This is a genomic window from Acinetobacter sp. ANC_7553 (assembly GCF_056779895.1).
On the sequence record NZ_JBWYIV010000012.1, the window covers coordinates 1 to 20,093 of the forward strand.

At 38.1% G+C, this 20,093-nt stretch carries 15 protein-coding genes; 9 read left to right on the plus strand and 6 right to left on the minus strand.

What is annotated here, in order from left to right:
* Positions 1 to 260: 260 nt before the first annotated feature.
* Genes AC1M9I_RS10345 through tssH form a run of 6 tightly spaced genes read right to left on the minus strand, consistent with a single transcriptional unit; the run spans position 261 to position 7,895 of the window.
* Positions 261 to 1,238 carry a M15 family metallopeptidase gene (locus AC1M9I_RS10345; protein WP_481594549.1) on the minus strand — a complete coding sequence of 326 codons (978 nt, stop codon included), beginning with the start codon at positions 1,236 to 1,238 and terminating at the stop codon, positions 261 to 263.
* On the minus strand, positions 1,235 to 1,852 hold the full coding sequence (locus AC1M9I_RS10350) for a hypothetical protein (protein WP_481592760.1): 618 nt from the start codon (positions 1,850 to 1,852) through the stop codon (positions 1,235 to 1,237). The genes AC1M9I_RS10345 and AC1M9I_RS10350 overlap by 4 nt, the downstream gene beginning before the upstream one ends.
* A gap of 12 nt (positions 1,853 to 1,864) precedes the next feature.
* Positions 1,865 to 2,668 carry a type IVB secretion system protein IcmH/DotU gene (icmH, locus tag AC1M9I_RS10355; protein WP_481592014.1) on the minus strand — a complete coding sequence of 268 codons (804 nt, stop codon included), beginning with the start codon at positions 2,666 to 2,668 and terminating at the stop codon, positions 1,865 to 1,867.
* 19 nt (positions 2,669 to 2,687) lie between these two features.
* Complete coding sequence (gene tssK, locus AC1M9I_RS10360) at positions 2,688 to 4,052, minus strand: type VI secretion system baseplate subunit TssK (protein WP_481594548.1); 1,365 nt, start codon at positions 4,050 to 4,052, stop codon at positions 2,688 to 2,690.
* 5 nt (positions 4,053 to 4,057) lie between these two features.
* Positions 4,058 to 5,176, minus strand: a complete 1,119-nt coding sequence (gene tssA / locus AC1M9I_RS10365; protein ID WP_092766616.1) for a type VI secretion system protein TssA — start codon at positions 5,174 to 5,176, stop codon at positions 4,058 to 4,060.
* Positions 5,177 to 5,198: 22 nt separating this feature from the next.
* Positions 5,199 to 7,895 (minus strand): type VI secretion system ATPase TssH, encoded by a 2,697-nt coding sequence (tssH, locus tag AC1M9I_RS10370; protein ID WP_481611035.1) that lies wholly within the window; start codon positions 7,893 to 7,895, stop codon positions 5,199 to 5,201.
* Between the two features lie 434 nt (positions 7,896 to 8,329).
* Here tssH and AC1M9I_RS10375 point away from each other — a divergent pair, with 434 nt between their 5' ends.
* The 9 genes from AC1M9I_RS10375 (at position 8,330) to tssM (ending at position 20,078) form a co-directional block, all read left to right on the plus strand.
* Positions 8,330 to 8,917: a hypothetical protein gene (locus AC1M9I_RS10375; protein WP_092766614.1), complete on the plus strand. Its 588-nt coding sequence runs from the start codon at positions 8,330 to 8,332 to the stop codon at positions 8,915 to 8,917.
* 28 nt (positions 8,918 to 8,945) lie between these two features.
* Complete coding sequence (gene tssB / locus AC1M9I_RS10380; protein ID WP_092766613.1) at positions 8,946 to 9,458, plus strand: type VI secretion system contractile sheath small subunit; 513 nt, start codon at positions 8,946 to 8,948, stop codon at positions 9,456 to 9,458.
* On the plus strand, positions 9,451 to 10,932 hold the full coding sequence (gene tssC / locus AC1M9I_RS10385; protein ID WP_481594547.1) for a type VI secretion system contractile sheath large subunit: 1,482 nt from the start codon (positions 9,451 to 9,453) through the stop codon (positions 10,930 to 10,932). The genes tssB and tssC overlap by 8 nt, the downstream gene beginning before the upstream one ends.
* Before the next feature lie 44 nt (positions 10,933 to 10,976).
* The gene (locus AC1M9I_RS10390) at positions 10,977 to 11,480 is read left to right on the plus strand and encodes an Hcp family type VI secretion system effector (RefSeq protein ID WP_092766611.1); all 504 of its coding nucleotides are present in this window, start codon (positions 10,977 to 10,979) and stop codon (positions 11,478 to 11,480) included.
* Between the two features lie 68 nt (positions 11,481 to 11,548).
* Positions 11,549 to 12,028: a type VI secretion system baseplate subunit TssE gene (tssE, locus tag AC1M9I_RS10395; protein ID WP_481611016.1), complete on the plus strand. Its 480-nt coding sequence runs from the start codon at positions 11,549 to 11,551 to the stop codon at positions 12,026 to 12,028.
* Positions 12,029 to 12,041: 13 nt separating this feature from the next.
* A complete protein-coding gene (gene tssF, locus AC1M9I_RS10400; protein ID WP_481611017.1) occupies positions 12,042 to 13,850 on the plus strand; it encodes a type VI secretion system baseplate subunit TssF in 1,809 nt (602 codons plus the stop codon).
* Positions 13,814 to 14,809, plus strand: coding sequence for a type VI secretion system baseplate subunit TssG (tssG, locus tag AC1M9I_RS10405; protein ID WP_481594546.1), 996 nt, complete (start codon positions 13,814 to 13,816; stop codon positions 14,807 to 14,809). Before tssF ends, tssG begins: the two co-directional genes overlap by 37 nt.
* Positions 14,806 to 16,212, plus strand: a complete 1,407-nt coding sequence (locus AC1M9I_RS10410) for a hypothetical protein (protein ID WP_481592764.1) — start codon at positions 14,806 to 14,808, stop codon at positions 16,210 to 16,212. Before tssG ends, AC1M9I_RS10410 begins: the two co-directional genes overlap by 4 nt.
* Before the next feature lie 26 nt (positions 16,213 to 16,238).
* Positions 16,239 to 20,078, plus strand: coding sequence for a type VI secretion system membrane subunit TssM (tssM, locus tag AC1M9I_RS10415; RefSeq protein WP_481611018.1), 3,840 nt, complete (start codon positions 16,239 to 16,241; stop codon positions 20,076 to 20,078).
* The last annotated feature ends 15 nt before the right edge of the window (positions 20,079 to 20,093 follow it).

Sequence of the window (20,093 nt, forward strand, 5' to 3'; positions counted from 1 at the left end):
ATGGTAGTGTGGGGTTACCCATGTGAGAGTAAGTCATCGCCAGCTCATTATTCTAAACACCCCCTTCAATAGAAGGGGGTGTTTTTTTATGTGAAAAGAAAAAAATGAACAAATAAAATTAAGGGAAATGCATGGGGTACGGGAAAATTAACTTCTAAATCGATGTCTTCACATAGTTAATTACAAGCGCAAAATATATCAATAAATACAAAAATGCCTGTATCGTTAACAGGCATTTTGAAAAGAGAATCAACGGATTATTACTGTTCTATATTGCTTGCCATTAAATTACCTTGTTCAGCTTCTCGCATGAAACGATCATGAGTTTCCTTGCTACGAACCAAGCCAGGCATTCGATATTCTGTATGACCGTAGTCATGAATTTTTGTCCAACGTCCTCCCCAAACTAAACCGACAGACTCAGCAACTTGACCATATAACTGATAGCCACGCATAGCCCAAGGATCACGTTCAGAAATAACGACTTTACCATCTCGCTTGAATGCGACATCAGCTGCCAAACCAAATTGGTGATAGCTACGGTATGCAGTCGCTAAGGTGGTTGCTTTATTCCGAGATAGGCTATTTTGTCGTGCAGGACTACGATAACCCTCTAGTAATACTAATTCATAGCCATGTTGTTCCTTCATAATTTTGAAGACCATAAGTAAACGTTGTTTATAGCGTGGATGCATCTTGTCCCACTTACGATTTACCATTGAAGTATCGAGATGACCATGAGACAACTCTGAATTTTCTACATTAGGAATAGTTGTCGATGAAACAGAACCGCCAGTTTGAGCTTGATATTGTTGCTCAAGACGTACAGCTTCAACGATTGCTGCATCGACGAGACTTTCTTCAACCTCTGGAGGAGGGGAAAGAATTTCCCCATTTAATAAGTTATAAATTTGAGGATCAGCTTTCTTTAAATAGTTCGCTTCTATTTTTGTAGGATCAACGGGTTTTGTAAAAGCAAAAAGCATAATACTGCTAAGTAAGAAAAAACCAGCAATGAGTATCCACCATTGCTGTAAGTGCCAATGCGTTTGAATTTGGTCTGCTGAAGCAGCATGATTCATTTCATGTGCAAATTTACGTGCGTTTAAAAGCTTTTTTTTACCTTGTGGTAATAAGCTTTGTGCAAAATCTATTACTTTTTGTCTTATCTCATAAGACATCAATAAAGTCAGTGCGATGATTAATATCACAAAACTGACAATGATAAAAAAAATCACGGTGCAGGTTCTTTCGCAGTTCGTGTGACTGAAACTTCTACGCTGGCTACAGGAATATCAATATTTTCATCAGTGTCAGCTTTACTTTCAGCAACTTTATTTGCATTGGCTGTCGTAGGCTTAGACTCAGGCTTTTTTATGGTTTTCGGTAATGCTTCAGTTGTGGTCTTTTTTACTGGTTCTGCTTTAGGTGGAACTTGGGGAGTTTTGTTACTTAAAGGTTGCGCTTGATTAAAAGTTGATTCAAAGGGATTTTTACTTGAAGTCACTGGTTGAGTTGCTTGAGCAGAGTTTGTTTGCTGATGTTTGAAAATATTATTAAGCTCATTTAGCTTGGGTTGAGCTTGGTGATATTCATCAGGTTCAGATTGCTCGTTTTGATCAGCTTGGGTGATTCCCGAATCAATATTGGACAATTTATCATTTGAGTGTGTTGAATCTGTATCTGCTGCGTTAATCGGTTGGAAGCTTGGTTGATTTAAATAGGTATAAAAAGCTAAAGATGTGGCAGAGATACCAATTGCTACACCAATGATCCCACTTACTAGAGGCGAAATTTTTTTATTTTTTTTAGTAGGTGTAAGGACTCTAATATTTTTCTTTTCTTGGCTCATATTGAATATCTTTTATGGTAAATGAATCGTTATGTGGGCCTGTTCAGCAGGTGCACTAATGACATTATTATATTGAGTCATGGCTTTGGTCTCTTGTTGACTGAGCATATAGCGAAGTCCAGAAAATGCCAATAATGCAAAGAGGAGTAAAAATAATAGAATCCAAGCGAATGGAAGTTCTCTATGAATAATGTTTTTAATTTGATCAGGCAATGCAGCGAAAGGTGAAAAGAGGGCTTTTTTACCTTTTAAATAATCTATTTCATCGCCTACGCGTGCAACCAAATGATTTAAGCTTTCAATTGATTCAATACGGTATTTACCTTGAAAACCTAACAGTAAACAGTAGTGAAAAACTTCTAAAGCCGCTAAGCGATCTTTTCCACGAGTTCTAATTTTTTCTAATAAGTCAAAAAATTGATAACCTGCGAGTTGAGATCCAAATAAAGTTAACTGAAGAGGACTAATTAACCACGAATTTTGTAAATGGAAATAACTAGGGTCCTGTTGTGTGACAATCGTTTCATCAAGTAATGCACAAAATGCATATTTTGCATCATGGATATCCTCGGCTGAGAACTGCAACTTCTTCGCTTGTAATTCGAAACGTTGTAGTTGATCCATGATTTTTTGGCGAAATTCATCGACATTGTCAGGAACGTATTGGTTACGAATTAAAAAAACGATATAGAAACCGTCATGCATTAAATCAACCAAATTAGAAGACTGTGTCAATTTATTCTGTTGCTGTGGTGTAGAGCCTGCTCCAATCTGACCGTCATCGAACAGTGAAGGTGCTCCATTAGGCATATTCATATTTTTCTCTTCTCAATCTCTAGCCATTCATCACTGCGATGAGTTCAATACTGATATCTTGGAATCCAGCAGGTACATAAATACAGATGGTTTCAGACTCCAACATGCGTTGATAGAGTTCATGATGAGGTTCAATTTCAAAATAACTCACACCAGAGCGGACTGGAATCGCAGTAGGTACTTGCATCAAATGGTGAATCGGAATAGCAGGCAATGCAGAGACGACACGTTGCTCAACATCGACTGTTGTGCCCACTTTAAAACGTAGTGGGACAATTTGTACAAGTTCGTGTGTCTGCATCATTGAACTAGACACAGCAATATACAGACGAGATTCGCGAGTGATCTTATCTGACTCTAAGCTACCAACCCAATACGAAGGACGTATTTCTTTAAGACTGATATTGAAGTATCGACTTGAAATGATTGTGTCAAGTAACTCTCTTAAAATGACATCTAACTGCGCAAAGCTATCTTGTAAATTATGATGTTGATATTGAGGTAAATGTTCAACTTCATAGGCTGTTGAGAATGTCAATAATGAGCCAGTCAATCTGAGTAATTCAAAAAATAAGCGTTCAGGGTGAATTTGGGGATGAGTCAATAAATGGCTGAGAGTTGCATGAGCAGTATTCAATGCATTCACTAGCCAAAATGAAACAATGTCACCTGATCTAAATTCAATTAATTTTTGTTCGTTTTCGCGATTGTTGGTTTGAATAGTTTTGATTTTTGCTTTAATGACATTCAAGGTACGTTTTAAATTAGCAACCAATGACTCACATGAAGCAATATGCAAAATTGGTGGAATAAATTTTGTATCAAGTTCAAAGCTTCCTGAACTATGACGCTTAATTTTTCCTATCGGCAAATATAAAAAACCATCCAGTTCATGAGGAGTATCATTCTGAGATTCCAGCAATTTCAGCTCAGCACGACGACGAATGTAAGTAATTTCAGCAGGTGTGGCATCTGTGAACAAATCATGAGTTTCATTCAGATACGAATGATATCGACTTGGTTGTGTCGAAGCCTCATGGGCGATATTACGCTTGTTTGGTTGAACGATAGGGAGCGCAAGAAAAATGGTCATTTCACCACGGAAATTGAGCTCATCGAGCAGTACGGGCTGAGGTAAAAGATCTCGCGAAGGAGCAGCGTAAATTTCACCATCTTGCCAAATCATTTCAATGTGCTCAATTGCTAGCACATGGGTCGTTAATTGAGATTCATCAAATTTGAGCTGTTGTACCCCATATGCGAATGGAATGGTGGCGCGAATAGTTTGATTTAAACGCTGTTCATGATAACTGTCTTGAATTTGAAAGTGCTGCGGTCTTAAAAATAGACCTTCACCCCACAGTACTTTTTCTGCTTTAAACATTGAGATTACCATTCATTAGATTCATTGCTATTTTTTACACCCAAGAGTTCATGGACTGATTCCAATGGGTTGTTATCGTTTTTAATGACTTGTGCGAGCCATTCATGAAGCGGCATTTGGCTCCATTTAATGGTTTTTTGAAGCATATAACTCACAGGACTATGTGGTTCATTTGCTTGAAAATAATCCGCAATATCTTTAAGCACCCGCATTGCTTGTTCACGATTTTGTAGATGACTTTGTGGTTGAGGTTGAAATGACTGCTGAGTTACTGCTGCTTGTATATTTGCTGTTGGAGCAGAATTTATATTTGAATTGTTTTCTTGGAATTGTAGGTCTTGATTCATGTCAGGAGTATCCTCAGACATTAAAAATGCATCTGCTTTGTAAATTTTTTTCAGTGTTTTATGTATGTCTTCCAACTGAGAATCAGTATTTGCGAAACTTGGAGCATCTAATTGCATCAGTTGATCAAGTACTTGCTTGAGGGTATCCCAGTGCGTCAAAATTTCTAAAAAGAACTGATAATTGTTGTATTGGAAACTTTTTGAGGTATTAAATAAGCTTTGTTCGAATTGCTCGAGTTCTGGATGATTCTGAGAAGATCCATAATCATCAGCATTTTTTAATCTTACATTTTGTTGATGCAGTAATTTTTCATAATCATAGATTGAATAGAAAGGAGCTGAATTGATGAGTGGAACACGTTTAATCAAAGCAGGTAACTGAGAAGTCAAACCTTGCAATAAACCTAGACGTTGATCTAAATCATCATCTTCAATTTCAGGATGTATATCTTTCCAATAATTGGATAACATACGATGCGAAAGCTCAAGGCTACGAGCGACTCCTTCATAACCGTAGAGTTGACTCCAAGCCTCGCTTAACCAAGTCAATAAACGAATATCTTTACTTTTTTGAGTCAGAACATCGATACATTTTGCCGAAACAAATGACCAATCTGCTTGTTTAGGTTCAGCTACCCAATCCCCCATATCTAAGAGCGGATCATCTTGGGTTTTCGCTTTCTTGATTTCATGAAATTCATTCGAAAAAGATAGATCTTCGCCACAGATTGCTTGATCTGAGATTGGTTGAAGTAGCTGTTCTATATCAATGTTCATATTAATTTATATACTCAAATAATTATGCTTCAACAATTTTCTTTTTGGTGGCTTTACGCTTTTTCGGTGCTGTTGTTGGATCTAATCGATACTCAATCACGTCATCTTTGCTATCAATTTGAATTAACTTAGGGACTTTGTTATCCGCCAAGGCGATCAATATTTGTGTTGCAAGTTCAGGTAAAACTGAAGAGTTTAGAATATTGTCGACATTACGTGCGCCACTATCGACTTCTGTACAGCGACTTAAGAGTAGTTCCACCAAATCATCCGTGTACTCAACACGTGTTTGATATTGTTTGAAAATACGATCAGTAATTTTGCCTAACTTATGATGAATAATACGCACAAGTAGATCATCATGGAGTGGGAAGTAAGGCACGATACGCATACGTCCCAAGAAGGCAGGTTTAAACTGTTTATATAAACTTGGTTTTAAATGTTCAATTAAGTCTTCTGCCGTAGGCCATTCTTCTACAGGTTTAGTCAAACAGGCCTGCATAATTGCGCTTGAGCCAGTGTTAGAGGTCAATAAAATTGTGGTATTTTTAAAATCGATAACACGTCCTTCACCATCTTCAAGTGTGCCTTTGTCAAAGACTTGGTAAAATAACTCTTGAACATCTGAATGTGCTTTTTCAATTTCATCTAACAAAACAACGCTATACGGATTGCGTCTAACAGCTTCAGTGAGGACACCACCTTGACCATATCCTACATAGCCTGGAGGCGCACCTTTCAATGAGGAAACAGTATGAGCCTCTTGATACTCAGACATGTTAATCGTGATGAGATGAGATTCCCCACCATACAGCTCATTGGCTAAAGCTAAAGCCGTTTCTGTTTTCCCCACACCACTTGGTCCAACCAACATAAATACCCCTTGAGGCTTGTTTGGATCTTCAAGTTTTGCTTTAGAGGTTTTGATTCCTTGAACAAGTTGATGCAGGGCATAGTCTTGACCCATGACGCGTTGTTCCAGTTTTTCTTCTAAACTTAGAATTTGCTTGATTTCGTCATTGACCATTTTTCCTACAGGAATACCAGTCCAGTCTGAAATAATCTCATTAATGATTTGAGCATTAACACGTTCAAATACCAGAGGTTGTTCACCTTGTAATATTTTTAAATCGGATCTAAGTTGCTGAATCTGATTTTTAAAATCATTAATGTGTTCTTCATGTTTTAATTCAGAATTTTTTTGCTCAAGTGTTTTGATTTTTTGAACAATTTCTAGTTCTTGTTTCCACTTTTCAGTTGTGGCATTTAACTCATTTTCTATTTCAGTGATCGTATTTTTAAGATTGGAGAGGCGTTCGTCATGCTGTGGGAACTGATTATTCTCTTGTTCCAAAATATCTAATTCAAGCAATAAATTATGATGTTGAGCATGTAGCTGATCTAACTTTACCGGCTGAGCATTCTGAGTTAATGCCACACGAGCGGCAGCAGTATCTAAAATACTCACTGCTTTATCTGGGAGTTGTCGACCAGCAATATATCGATGTGAAGAATGAACAGCAGTCACAATGGCTTCGTCATCGATTTGAAGATTAAAGTGTTTAGCCATGACAGGAATCATGGCGCGAAGCATATCAATCGCAACTTCTTCAGTCGGTTCTTCAACTTTGACGACTTGGAAACGACGACTGAGCGCCGCATCTTTTTCAAAATATTGCTTATATTCAGCCCATGTAGTTGCAGCAATTGTTCTTAACTCGCCACGTGCTAAGGCTGGTTTAAGGAGATTCGCCGCATCATTTTGACCAGCTTGACCGCCTGCACCAATCAGTGTGTGTGCTTCATCAATGAAGATGATGATAGGATGAGCGGAACTTTGAACCTCTTGGATGACTTGTTTTAAGCGATTTTCAAACTCACCTTTTACACTTGCACCTGCTTGTAATAGACCCATATCAAGAACATGGATATGTACATTTTTTAATGCATCAGGCACTTGGTTGTTGGCAATCTTCAGCGCTAAACCTTCAACGACAGCAGTTTTACCTACGCCTGGCTCACCTGTTAAAATAGGATTATTTTGACGACGACGCATCAGAATATCCAACATAAGGCGAATTTCAAACTCACGTCCAATGACAGGATCAATCCCACCGTTAAGCGCTTTTTGAGTCAAGTTAATGGTGTATTGATCTAGTGCAGGTGTTTTTGCATGAGATTCTGAACTTTGAATCGTATCCTGACCCTGAACATCATTTTGATGATCAGCTTGAGGGAGATGCTCTTCAATGCTAGCTTTACAAATTTCTATAAATTTGTGTTTCATCGTATCAATCGGGAACAGATCGAATAAACTCGATGCACGAAGCGCGATTTGATATAAATCTCCTGCAGTCAATAACGCAACTAATAAGTGCCCGCTACGGATGACTGGGGTTTGATCTGCGGAAGCAATAAGCCAAGCTTGTTCTAGCAGACGTACAATCGATTGAGCAAAAATAGGTGTACGCGTATTGCCTTTGGGCAAGTGCGAAATCGTTTCTTGTAAATCATCGATCAGTGCATTTTTAGAAATTTTATAGTGATCGAGCAAAATAGAGAGATCATTTTTTAAGTTTTGATTTAATAATTCGAAGAGTAGATGTTCAATTTCGATTTCGTAATTTTGTTGATTAATACAATAATTTGCAGACTTTTCTAGTGCTGTTCTTGTCGTAGGAGATAGTTTTGTAATCAAAATTTTCAAGTTATTCATCAGAATTCTCTGTGTTCAAATTATTTATAGTTACTTAAAATAGACCTGCATAACGTCTATTTTTAAGATTTTTAACGACTAAATATTTAATAAACAATAATTTTTAGTATGAAAAAATTCACCCATATTTTTTTATTCTACCTAAATAAAGGTGATAAAAAAACTATCCTATAGTGTGAATCGTTTACAGAACTATATAATTTTGTAACTTAAAAAACTTAATTGTTTCTTTATTATAATGGTCATAATGTTGACTAAGTTTGCATTTATAAGTTTAAATTTTAATTAAATCTAATATCTAGAAGACATTGCTCTAAACATTGAGTGTGTTAAAAAAATGATTTAATGAATCATATAGTTAATGTAAATTTTATAATAAATGAGGGTGTGTTTTGAATACTAAAATTCTGCTGACAACTCTGCTAATTGGGTTGGGGATGGCGTCTACAACTTACGCAGATGAAGTAAAACTCAAAAGAGGTTGTGTTAAAGATCATCCATTAGTAGCGGGTGAAACAGACCAGACATTGCTACAAATTTATGCTCAAGCATGTGATAAAAAAAATAAAGACAACAAAAATGGTTTTCTAGCACAAGCAGCTCAGCGTTTTCAACAAATCGGACAAAATCAGAAAGCACTTCAATTGGTGAACAGTCTTAATGCACAAAATGTTCAGCACTCATCGTTAACAGATACTAAGTTTTTAGCTGGAATCGGAATCGCGAATGAGGCATTAGAGCAAATGCGTGGACCAGAAGTACGTTATTTGACTGAAGAGACTTACGAACCTGCGTTGGCACTTTCTGAAGCAGTTAAAAAAGCTAAACCTTTGACTGTAATCGAAACCAAAGTTGAAGAAGCCCCTAAGCGTGTTCAAGAGACTCGAACTACTCGACAGCCTGCACGTACAACGCGCCGTGCATCGACTCCAGCAAAAACAACACCTGCTAAAACAACGACACCTGCGAAAGTTGAAAAACCAGCAGCACCAAAACGTGAGAATCCGTTTGGCTCGTTGAACTGATCAAATTACAAATTTAGGAAAAAATAATATGGCTAAGCGTGAAAGTGTTCAAAAAAAATTACAACGCATCCGACCACCTCGAGTACAACTGACGTATGACGTAGAAGTAGGTGATGGTAAAGAAATAAAAGAACTTCCTTTTGTTGTTGGTGTATTAGGGGACTTTTCAGCAGCATCTGAACTTGAAAGAACCAAACTGAAAGATAAGAAATTTATTAATGTGGATTTGGATAACATTGATGAAGTAATGAGTTCGCTAGCACCAAGAGCAGCCTTCCAAGTTGAAAACACAATTTCGGAAGAGGGTGGAAATATGTCGGTAGATCTTACTTTTAACTCAATGGAAGATTTCCGACCTGAAAATGTTGTTCAACAAGTTGACCCTTTACGCAAATTGGTTGAAGCGCGTGAACGCCTTTCAGATTTGCGTAATAAAATTTCAAATAGCGAACGTTTAGAAGATCTGCTTGATGAAATTCTTCAAAATACAGATCAAGTACGCAAATTAAGTGCTGAAGCAGGAGGCGACGACCGTGAGTAATTTACAAACCGCACCTGCGACAAGCAATGCTGTTGAAGAAACGAGTCTTCTAGATTCGATTGTTGAACAAAGTCGAATTGCGCGTAACGATGATGAACATGTTCGTGCGAAAAATTTAATTGGTGAATTAGCCAAAGAAGTTATGGCTGGAACAATTACTGTTTCAGAAAACATGACGGTTTCAATAGATAAGCGTATTGCTGAAATTGATGCTTTAATTTCTGCTCAATTAAGCAAAATTATGCATCATGAACAATTTCAAAAGATTGAGTCGACTTGGCGTGGACTTTACTATTTCTGTCAAGAAACACCTTCAAATCCTTTAATTAAAATCCGCATTTTAAATACCACTAAAAAAGAATTGATTAAGGACTTCCAAGGCGCAACTGACTTTGATCAAAGCACATTGTTCAAAAAGGTGTATGAAGAAGAATATGGTTCTTTTGGTGGTGCACCTTACGCAACTTTGATTGGTGATTTTGAATTCGATCGCACACCGTCAGATATGTATCTTTTAGAACAAATCTCTCATGTTGCCGCTGCCTCTCATGCACCCTTTATTTCAGCAGCAAGCCCTTCAATTCTAGGTCTTGAATCTTTCACTGAAATTGATCGTCCTCGTGATGTATCTAAAATTTTTGAAACTGCAGAATATGTACAGTGGCGCTCATTCCGTGAAAGTGATGATTCTCGCTATGTGGCTTTAACTATGCCACGTGTTTTAGGTCGCCTGCCTTATGACCCTAAAGAGGGTTGGGTAACAGAAGGCTTTAACTTCGTTGAAGAAGTCTCAGGTGAAGATCACGATCAATATCTCTGGATGAATGCAGCATACGGTTTCGGTACACGTTTAACGAATGCATTTGATATGCATGGTTGGTGTGCGGCAATTCGTGGGGTTGAAGGTGGTGGTTTAGTGGAAGGCTTGCCAGTACATACCTTCAAAACCAATGATGGTGAAGTTGTATTTAAGTGTCCGACAGAAGTTGCGATTACTGACCGCCGTGAGAAAGAGTTGAGTGATCTCGGCTTTATTCCATTAGTACACTGTAAAAACACAGACTACGCAGCGTTCTTTGGGGCTCAATCGACTCAAAAGCCTAAGAAGTATGATAGCGATACAGCGAATGCAAATTCAGCACTCTCAAGCCAGATTCAATACATCATGGCTGTGTCGCGTATTGCGCATTATTTGAAAGCAATGATGCGAGATAAAGTCGGAAGTTTTGCTTCAGCTGGAAATGTAGAAAGCTTCTTGAATGATTGGTTATCTCAATATGTATTACTAGATGATGGTGCATCACAAGAGGCCAAAGCTAAGCGCCCACTTCGTGAAGCATCTGTAAAAGTTGTGGAAGACCCGGCGAACCCTGGTCACTACAAATCGGTCGTGTTTTTAAGACCGCACTTCCAGTTGGACGAGTTGTCGGTATCTTTGAGACTTGTCACTGAGTTACCTCAGTCCTCTAATTAAATAGAGCAACTTTATAATAACGTTAAATAAAACAGGAAATCTTCATGAAAGATATATATGTTCAATTTCGAGGAAAATACAAAGTAGACGGCGAATCTCGTGACACTGAGCACAAAGATTGGTTGGAAGTTAATTCTTGGTCTCATAACATCCGTCAGCCTAAATCTGCGACATCTTCAAGTGTTGGTGGTCATACTTCTGAGCGTGTTGAACATTCAGACATGTTATTCGTTAAAGATTTAGATGCGACTAGCCCGAAACTTTGGGAAGCATGTTCTGCTGGTTACACTTTTGATGAAGTACAAATCGATTACTACCGTGCGAATGGTGATAAGCGTATCAAGTACCTTCAAATCAAATTGAAACATGTTCTAGTTTCAAGCGTAACACCATCTGTAAATGCTGAAGGTGTTCCGACTGAAGCATTTGGTTTGAAATATGCTGCTGTTGAGTGGACATATAACCAACAAGATATCGATGGTACTCAAAAAGGTGCGATCACGAAGCAATGGTCACTTTCTAACAACACTGCAAGCTACAAAGCTTAAAGTCTTGAAAGTGAGAGGAGTAGGGGCTGACTTAAGTTGGCCTTTATTCATCTTCTAGAGTAGGCAAGATGAAAACAAATTTAGATCATCTTTATCCATTTGGCTTCCGTTCAACTTTATTTGATCGCTTGATTCCAGAATACGAGGATCAGATCAAAGGCTTGTCTATGCAAGAGCTACGTGAATCTGTTGCACATGACTTGGAAGATCTACTCAATAGTCGAGTAGCTAAGTTTGATCAGATTGATGACTTCCCTACGGTTAAAGGCTCGATTGCACAGTTTGGCATTATTGATTTTGTTGGATTATCAACAGCGAATCCAATCGATCGAGACAAAATTTGCCAATCTATTCAGCAGTCCATTGTGGCACATGAACCTCGCCTACGACAAATTCAAGTTGAAATGTTGTTAGACAGCGACAATATGGGCGCACTTTGCCTCAGTATTCAAGCATATTTAAATATCCATCCATTGTATGAGCCTGTAGTTTTTGATGCTTTATTGAAACCAACGACACAACAATATGTAATTTCGGCTAGATCTTAAGATTGGGGCTTTTGTGATAGAAGAACTTTTACCGTACTACGAAAAACAATTACAAGAATTTGGACAACAATCTCGTGAGTTTGCTCAGAAGTATCCTAAAATTGCCCAACGGCTCTCGCTCAACCAAGAACAGATTGATGATCCACACATTGAGCGCTTAATTCAGGCGTTTTCGTTGATTGCTGCTCGAATTGATAAAAAATTAGCAGACAGTTATGACGTTTTTACACGTGCTTTGTTTGAGGTGATGTTCCCTCAATATCTAAGACATTTTCCAAGTTGTACAGTCGTCAGTTTCGAAGATCAAAATAAAATAAAACAATTAACAGAAGCTCACGTCATTCCGCAGGCAACAACGCTAAAATCACGAAGCTTTAAGGGGGTACAATGTGAATTTAATACCTCTCAAGCTGTACGATTACTTCCCATTCAACTGAACCAAGTTCAATTTAAAACGAACCCAAGTGCTCAAATTTATCTCAACCAAAATGCCACTTTGCAATTAAGTTTTGAAACTTTCAATGAAGCAGGCTTGTGGATTCATCAAGAAAAACTCCCTATTTATTTAGATGCTATTTCAAATTTTCCGCTGCAAGTTTTGGATAGTATTTTCAAAAAAGATACGACTTTTACGGTACGCATTGGAACACAGCTTTATCAAATTTCTAATCCATTTTCCTTAATGGGCTTTGAGGAAGATGAGAGTTTATTGCCTATTGATCAACATACACATCATGCCTATCGCTTGTTGATGGAATATTTTTGTTTTGCAGATAAATTCAGTTTTCTTAATCTTGATTTGTCTTTTTTAACAAATTTATTAGATCAACAAACGAGTTTTGATCTCCAAATTCATTTTAAGTTAAACCTAAACGATCAGGCGATTATTCGTAATTATTCAGAGCTGAATGTTGCAAATTTTAAATTATTTAGCACGCCGGCTGTTAATCTTTTTGAAAAAAATGCTGAACCACAAAAAATACATCATCGACAACTTGAATATCCATTGATCACGGATGCGCATCATCCTGAGTTTTATCAGGTCTATTCGATTCAGAAAATGCACATGGTTCGTGAAAAGATTAATCAGGAACAGGTTTATCATCCAGTGTTGCCGTTCTTTGGAATGAGTCATTACCATGATGAAAATGTCCAATTTTTCTATGCATTGAACTCATCACAGCTCAACAATAAGTTTGTTGAAACGGGTTATTCCATTATTTCTAAGCATTTACAGCCGTATGATACAAAGTCTGATTTTATTAGCACCGTATTGCTATGTTCGAATCGGAATTTACCGCATGAAGCATTAAGCCAGTCAAATAATATTTTAAATCTGAATGATAGTAGTTTGGCACGTCGAGCGTTGGTATTGAAGCGTCCGAGTTTACCCTATCAATTTGAGCAAAATCAGAAAGAGCAATGGCGCATTATTTCTCATCTTTCATTAAATACGTTAGCACTGATGAAAGGGGATGCGGTAGCACATTTAAAAGAATTATTAGAGTTATATAACTTACCGGCGAATAAAGAAAATCATCTGTTAATTAATTCGATTAAACAAATTGAATTTAGCCTGACGCATAAGTTGGTTGAAGCAAAACCTTTCCCGCTTTTCGTACGAGGACTCAAAGTTGTTATCCGAATCGATGAACAAATATTCAGAGGTCATAGTCTTTATATTTTCAGTCAATTGCTGAGTCATGTGTTTAACTTAAAAGTGCAGTTAAACAGTTTTGTCGATGTCATAATCGAAGATGCTCAATCACAACAGGAGTTATACCAATGCGTGCAGAATGTTGGTGGCAAGAAGCTTCTGTAACAGACCATTTATTTCAACAGCCGACTGCATATGAATTTATTCAGTCGATTCGATTGTTAAGACATGTGCCCTATGCTCGGCCACATACACCATGGGATCGTGATTTTAAATTTCATCCTTCCTTAGAGCTTAACTTCCCTAAAAAAGAAATTGAATCACTCGCTTTAGAAGATGAAAAAGTTCAGCTTACAAATTTAATGGTGGGTTTGACTGGAATGCAGGGGGCATTACCCTATAGCTATACCAATAAAGTTAAATCAGCACCACGCAAATTTCGAGTTGAAACAACGCAATTTTTGAGTTTATTTAATCATAAGCTCACTTCACAATTCGTTGATGCGACGGTCAAGTACAATTTACCAGTACGGTATGAGGTCGAGTCTGAAAATCATTATCTGAATATTATCCATGCATTAAATGGTTATATTAGTCAGCAACATCAACAACAAGAACTTGATGATTATTTTGCTGAATTTGCAGGATTAATGCAGGGGCAAAATAATACAACACATGCTTTAAAAACCATGATTGCACAGGTATTTAATCAGCATGTGGCAATACAAGAGTTTATCCCTGAAAAATTTAAATTAGAGCTTCAGCAGAGAACATCCTTAGGAGGGGCGACGCCAAGCTTGTTAGGATTGAATACATTTTGTGGAGAGACTATTACCCAAATTGATGGCAAAATTGAAATTCAAATTGGACCGTTGGATCGTAAAACTTACCTAGATTTTCTACCACAACAAAAACTAAGTTTAAAATTAAAAAAACTACTACAAAGCTGGTGTAGCCCAACCTTATTGGTTGATGTTCGTTTAATTTTATCAAAACAAGAAATACAGCCTATTACTTTAAATTCGGAGCATTCTATGGGGCTTAGTCAGGGTGCCTTTTTAGCTCATAATCAACCGCTAGACAATGATGAAACTTGCTACCCATTGCTTGGAGTAGCGTCATGATCAAAATCATTGTTGGAGTGTTCCTTACTGTTTATCTGGTGATTTCTGCGATTGTGGTGCTGTATTGGCGTGACATCAATTTTGATCCTTCTGGCAGTGATCTACTTATCTTTTTTGGATTGTTACCTGTTGCAATCACTGCTTTTTTGGTGATGCCCTATATGATTTATCATTGGATAAAAGAGCAAAAAAATAAACAGAATGATCCTCAACTTAGCGATGAGACCACAATTGAGGAGCTACAGCCTGAGCCCGTGGAGTGGATCAATTTAAATGTCTATCGCGCTTATGCACTCAATGCTTTGGGTGAAAATCATCTAATTATTGATGCGATTCGGGAGTTCAAGAGCCCTGAACTTGATGACAAATTATTGAATGGGTATGGGTTGCCTATTCTGAGTTATCGAATTTCTGATTTAGACGTCGAACAAGATGAAGAGGATGAATATAGCTTCAAACGGCAATACCGCATTCATCAATTGATTCTGACTCAACTCGAACAACAAACAGAAATACTCTGGGAAATTAGTGAGCATTTAAAAAAATCAGCGCTTTTCTACGATACTCAAATTAGCCAATCTTATCGTATGCATCCAGCATGGATTGATCCTCAGGCTGAGTATCATGATGGGGAAGAAGATATTCCTTCTGTGCAGCAAGTTTATCGACTGAATAAGCTTAAAATCCACCTGGTTCTCGCTGAAGAATTACTGCATGTTTGGGATGAACAAGATTCTGAGCAACTCATTTCAGACTACCTGAGTCAGCTCAATTATATTCCTGAAGTGTTTCACGTGGAACACCACTATTGGGGTGCTGAAACAAGCTATAGTGAATGGATTCATCTTTTACAAAGTATTGAAAAAGATGAGTCGTCTATAAGTCTTGTGTTTATCGTTGATTCCGAAATTGATCAAGATACATTGGATGAAAAGATTTGGATTTCAGAACAATATATTCCTGCAGAATATATTTCGAGCTGTTGTTTAGCTTCACCTAAAATTCAAATTGAAAATGTTTTACCTACGAAAACATTAGATATTGCGATAAATGAAAAACAACTGAAACAGAGTTTAGATCGCTATAACATTGATCATCAGTTCAAAGTGGAAAATGAGCAGCCCTTTACAATTCTGTTGGATGACATTACTCAACTCAACACACTTAAGAAAATTGAGCAAAATTTTGCCAATACGAATATTGAGCAACATCACTATTTAATGCTTTATCCAACACTTGGGAATACACAAAGCTTAGCTAAAATTTTTGGCTTTACTCTCGCTTTTCAGTTTGATGATGCCTTGATGACAATGGTGTATACAACTCAAAACCCAGATGTTCAGACATTTATTCAAACTTATCAATCAGAATCAGACATAAATCCTGAGCAGCAAAACGTTTAAAAATTTACGAAAAAAATGAGAATACAATGCACACGATATTAGGCTATGTATGGCAGTACGTTTCAAACCCAAAGGCAATCATTGCATTGTCATTGTTTGTTGCCTTAGTGTCTGCCTATCACACGATACCTAGACAGTATTTCTGGCCGCTTGCGGTGGCTTATGTACTGGGTCTAATCGGTTATGGAATCTATTGGTTCATTCAACGCAAACGCCATGAGAAACAAGGGGAAGAATTGGCGGAAGCAATCGAAAAAGATACCCAAGCTGAGTATGGTAAGCAGAAGGATAAAGATGAACTGCAATTGGTTCATCAACAGATGAAGGATTCAATTCAGCTCATTCGTAAGTCAAAGCTGGGTGATAAAAAAGGGAATGCAGCGCTATATGAGTTGCCTTGGTATATGGTCATTGGTAACCCTGCTGCCGGTAAGAGTTCTGCCATTTATAACTCGGGGTTAAAGTTCCCATTCGAAGAAACGCATAAAAATGCAGTGTCTTCAGGTTTGAGTGGAACACGTAATTGCGATTGGTTTTTCTCAACAGAAGGGGTGTTGTTAGATACGGCTGGTCGTTACTCAGTCTATGCAGAAGATCACTCTGAGTGGATTGGTTTTTTGAACTTGCTCAAAAAAAATAGATCTAAAGCGCCGATTAATGGACTGATTGTCACCGTCAGTATTGCCGAGTTAGTTAGTCAAAGTCCTGAAAAATCGTTGAAACTCGCTAAAAACTTGAGAGCACGTATACAAGATTTGACGGAACGTTTAGAAATCTTTGCACCTGTGTATTTGGTGTTTTCTAAAATGGATTTGATCGCAGGATTCACTGAGTTTTTTGATTGCTATGATCAGGATGAATTTGACCAAGTTTGGGGAGCAACGCTGCCTTATAATCCAGATTCATCTGAAAATGCTGTTGATCTATTCGAGCATCATTACAATATTTTGTATGATGGATTGAAAAGCGTAAGTACGACTCATTTAAGTCGCCGTCATGCACAGAATATCTCACCAAGTGTGATGACTTTTCCGCTTGAGTTTAAGACTTTAAAGCCAGCACTCAAAACTTTTATAGGAACACTATTTGAGGAAAACCCGTATCAGTTCAAACCTGTATTCCGTGGTTTTTACTTCACGAGTGCCTTACAAGAAGGAACGATCGAGAGTCCAATGACGGAGCAAATTGCTCAAGAATTTAGACTTCAGAAAATTCCGAACAGCGAACATGGTATTCCACAAAATTCTGTATCACAGAATCATGGGTATTTCTTAAAGGGATTATTTTCAGATGTCATTCTGAAAGATAAAAACTTGGTGAAGCAACATATTAACCCGGCGAAAAAGCGCCAACGTTATTTGAGTTTTATTGCAGCTTTACTTGGGGTATCTGTAATTTTAGGCCTGTGGGTGTGGTCTTACCGTAACAACCAACAGTTGATCGCAGATGTTCAAGCAGATCTGAATAAAGTGATGCAAATGGAGCAGGCATCAGGTCAGCATTTGGCGACACAGCTTGACTCGTTACTAATTTTACAACAGCGTTTAGAACAGTTAGATCAATTTGAAGAAGATCGTCCATTAAAGTTTGGCTTTGGTTTGTATCAAGGCAATGATCTGCGAGAAAAACTTAAAACCGAATATTTAAATGGTGTGCGACAAATTGTTTTAGAACCATCTCAACAAAATATTGGTCAGTTCTTGCAACGTGTAAAAAATAATGAAGCGACACTAAAAGAAAATCACGTTAATGTTGAAATTCAGCAAGTATCGGCTAAACCTGCACAAAATGCTTTGGAACCTTCTGATTCGAATCCCCAAGATGCTTACAACGCATTGAAAGCTTATTTGATGATGAGCAATTCAAAATATATGGAAGCAAGTCATCTGAGTGATCAGGTTACACGCTTTTGGCGTTCATGGTTAGATGCCAATCGTGGACAAATGTCACGTGGTGAAATGATCCAAAAAGCGGAGCAGGTGCTGACCTATACCATGACATTGGCGAATGATCCAAAATTCCCACAGTTGTCAGCGGATGCGCAATTGGTTGATCAAAGCCGACAAGTATTGTTGGCGGTGATGAAGGGGATGCCAGCACGTGATCGAGTTTATAATGAGATCAAAATGCGTGCTGCCGTACGATATCCAGCAGTGACAGCAGCTCAAATTGTAGGTGAGAACAATCGTAGTGCCGTATTAGGTTCTTATGCTCTTCCTGGGGTATTTACATATAAGGCATGGAACGAATATATCGATCAAGCCATTGATGAAGCTGCGAATAGTCCGACAGACAGTCGTGACTGGGTGTTGAACAGCAATCAATCAGATGACCTCACCTTTAGTGGTAGTCCAGATCAAATTCGTAAGCAGCTGACTGAACTCTATAAGAAAGAATATATCGCAGAGTGGCGTAAATTCTTGAATGGAATTTATTATGCAAAACAACCTGATTTTGCCCAGCAACATAAAACTATAGATTTATTGGGTGAGCCTCAAAACTCCCCGATACGTTTGCTGATTGAGCATACAGCGAAAGAAACCAATTGGGATAACCCTGTGGTTCAAGCAGAATTGGCTGCTCCACAAACAGGATTTATCGCTTGGTTTAAACGTAAGGTTCTTCGTCAAGATAATACCAATGAAATTCAACGTGCAGCTGAGCGCGCCCAAGGTGCTATCTCAAAAGAATTTAATGTTTTTTATCAGTTGGTTCGTAAACGTGATGATCAGCAAAATAAATCATTACTTGATGAGTATTTAGAAAATCTCGCACAGGTACGCAGTAAGTTCAATGACCTCCGAAATGCAGGGGATATTGGCCCAAATGCGATGGCTTTGGTAAAACAAACCATCAATGAACAAACCTCAGTATTTAATACTACGCAAAAACTTGTCGATGAAAAACTGACGGTAGGGCTGAATGATATTGACAATAAGCTCATTCAAAAGCTTTTGGTGAGTCCACTGACACAATCCTTTGCAAGCTTAATCACGCCAGCACAAGATGAGATTAATAAATTATGGGTAATGCAAGCTTATCAACCGTTTAATCAGACTCTGAGCCAAAAGGTTCCATTCAATACCTCGGCTTCAATCCAAGCGACGAGTAGTGAAATCGGTCAAATCTTCGGTGAGGGCGGTAGTATTGCCAATTTTGTTAAAGAAACGCTCGATCCATTTGTGATTCGTCGTGGTTACACACTGACTTCTAAAACGTGGAAAGACCAAGGCATTATCTTGAATCCACAATTTGTGATGAGTTTCCAACGCTATGTTTCACCACTTAACGGTGTAGCTACAGGTACTTTGTCACAAGGTTCTGCGCCTGCTGCGACCAATCAGTCCAACTTCCAATTCTATCCATTGTCTAATCCACAATTGCTGTCTTATACGATTGATATTGATGGTCAACGTATGGTCTTTGAAAATGGTATCCAACAGTGGGTGAACTTTGTTTGGCCGAATACTGGTGCTATTCCTGGAGCGCGTATTACTGCAGTCGATCTTGAAGGAAAAACACATACGATTTTTGATGCACCAGGTGAATACGGGATCAATCGTTTGATCGACTCTTCACAACGTCGTGATCAAAATGGTGTCATCGAAATGACTTGGGCAAGTGCTCAACAACCATCATTAGCGGTAAAAGTAAACTTCCGTTTGATCAGTGGGAATTCAAGTCAAGGTGGTACAGGCGTTGGCTCTAATCGTGATTTAAACGGTTTGCAATTGGTTGATAAGGTGACCACCAACAAGGCGACAGCACGTGTGGTATCTGCTCAAAAGGCACCAACACCAGCACCTCAAGCTGAGAATTCAACGAATACGGCATTGCAAAATGCAACACAAGGAGCACAGCCATGATGTATGGAGTACAAC

Excerpts from the sequence above, each read along its gene's own strand:
- AC1M9I_RS10350 (WP_481592760.1), bottom strand. The coding sequence starts at position 1,852 with ATGAGCCAAGAAAAGAAAAATATTAGAGTCCTTACACCTACTAAAAAA.
- icmH (WP_481592014.1), bottom strand. The coding sequence starts at position 2,668 with ATGAATATGCCTAATGGAGCACCTTCACTGTTCGATGACGGTCAGATT.
- tssK (WP_481594548.1), bottom strand. The coding sequence starts at position 4,052 with ATGTTTAAAGCAGAAAAAGTACTGTGGGGTGAAGGTCTATTTTTAAGA.
- tssA (WP_092766616.1), bottom strand. The coding sequence starts at position 5,176 with ATGAACATTGATATAGAACAGCTACTTCAACCAATCTCAGATCAAGCA.
- AC1M9I_RS10375 (WP_092766614.1), top strand. The coding sequence starts at position 8,330 with ATGGCGTCTACAACTTACGCAGATGAAGTAAAACTCAAAAGAGGTTGT.
- tssB (WP_092766613.1), top strand. The coding sequence starts at position 8,946 with ATGGCTAAGCGTGAAAGTGTTCAAAAAAAATTACAACGCATCCGACCA.
- AC1M9I_RS10390 (WP_092766611.1), top strand. The coding sequence starts at position 10,977 with ATGAAAGATATATATGTTCAATTTCGAGGAAAATACAAAGTAGACGGC.
- tssE (WP_481611016.1), top strand. The coding sequence starts at position 11,549 with ATGAAAACAAATTTAGATCATCTTTATCCATTTGGCTTCCGTTCAACT.
- tssG (WP_481594546.1), top strand. The coding sequence starts at position 13,814 with ATGCGTGCAGAATGTTGGTGGCAAGAAGCTTCTGTAACAGACCATTTA.
- AC1M9I_RS10410 (WP_481592764.1), top strand. The coding sequence starts at position 14,806 with ATGATCAAAATCATTGTTGGAGTGTTCCTTACTGTTTATCTGGTGATT.
- tssM (WP_481611018.1), top strand. The coding sequence starts at position 16,239 with ATGCACACGATATTAGGCTATGTATGGCAGTACGTTTCAAACCCAAAG.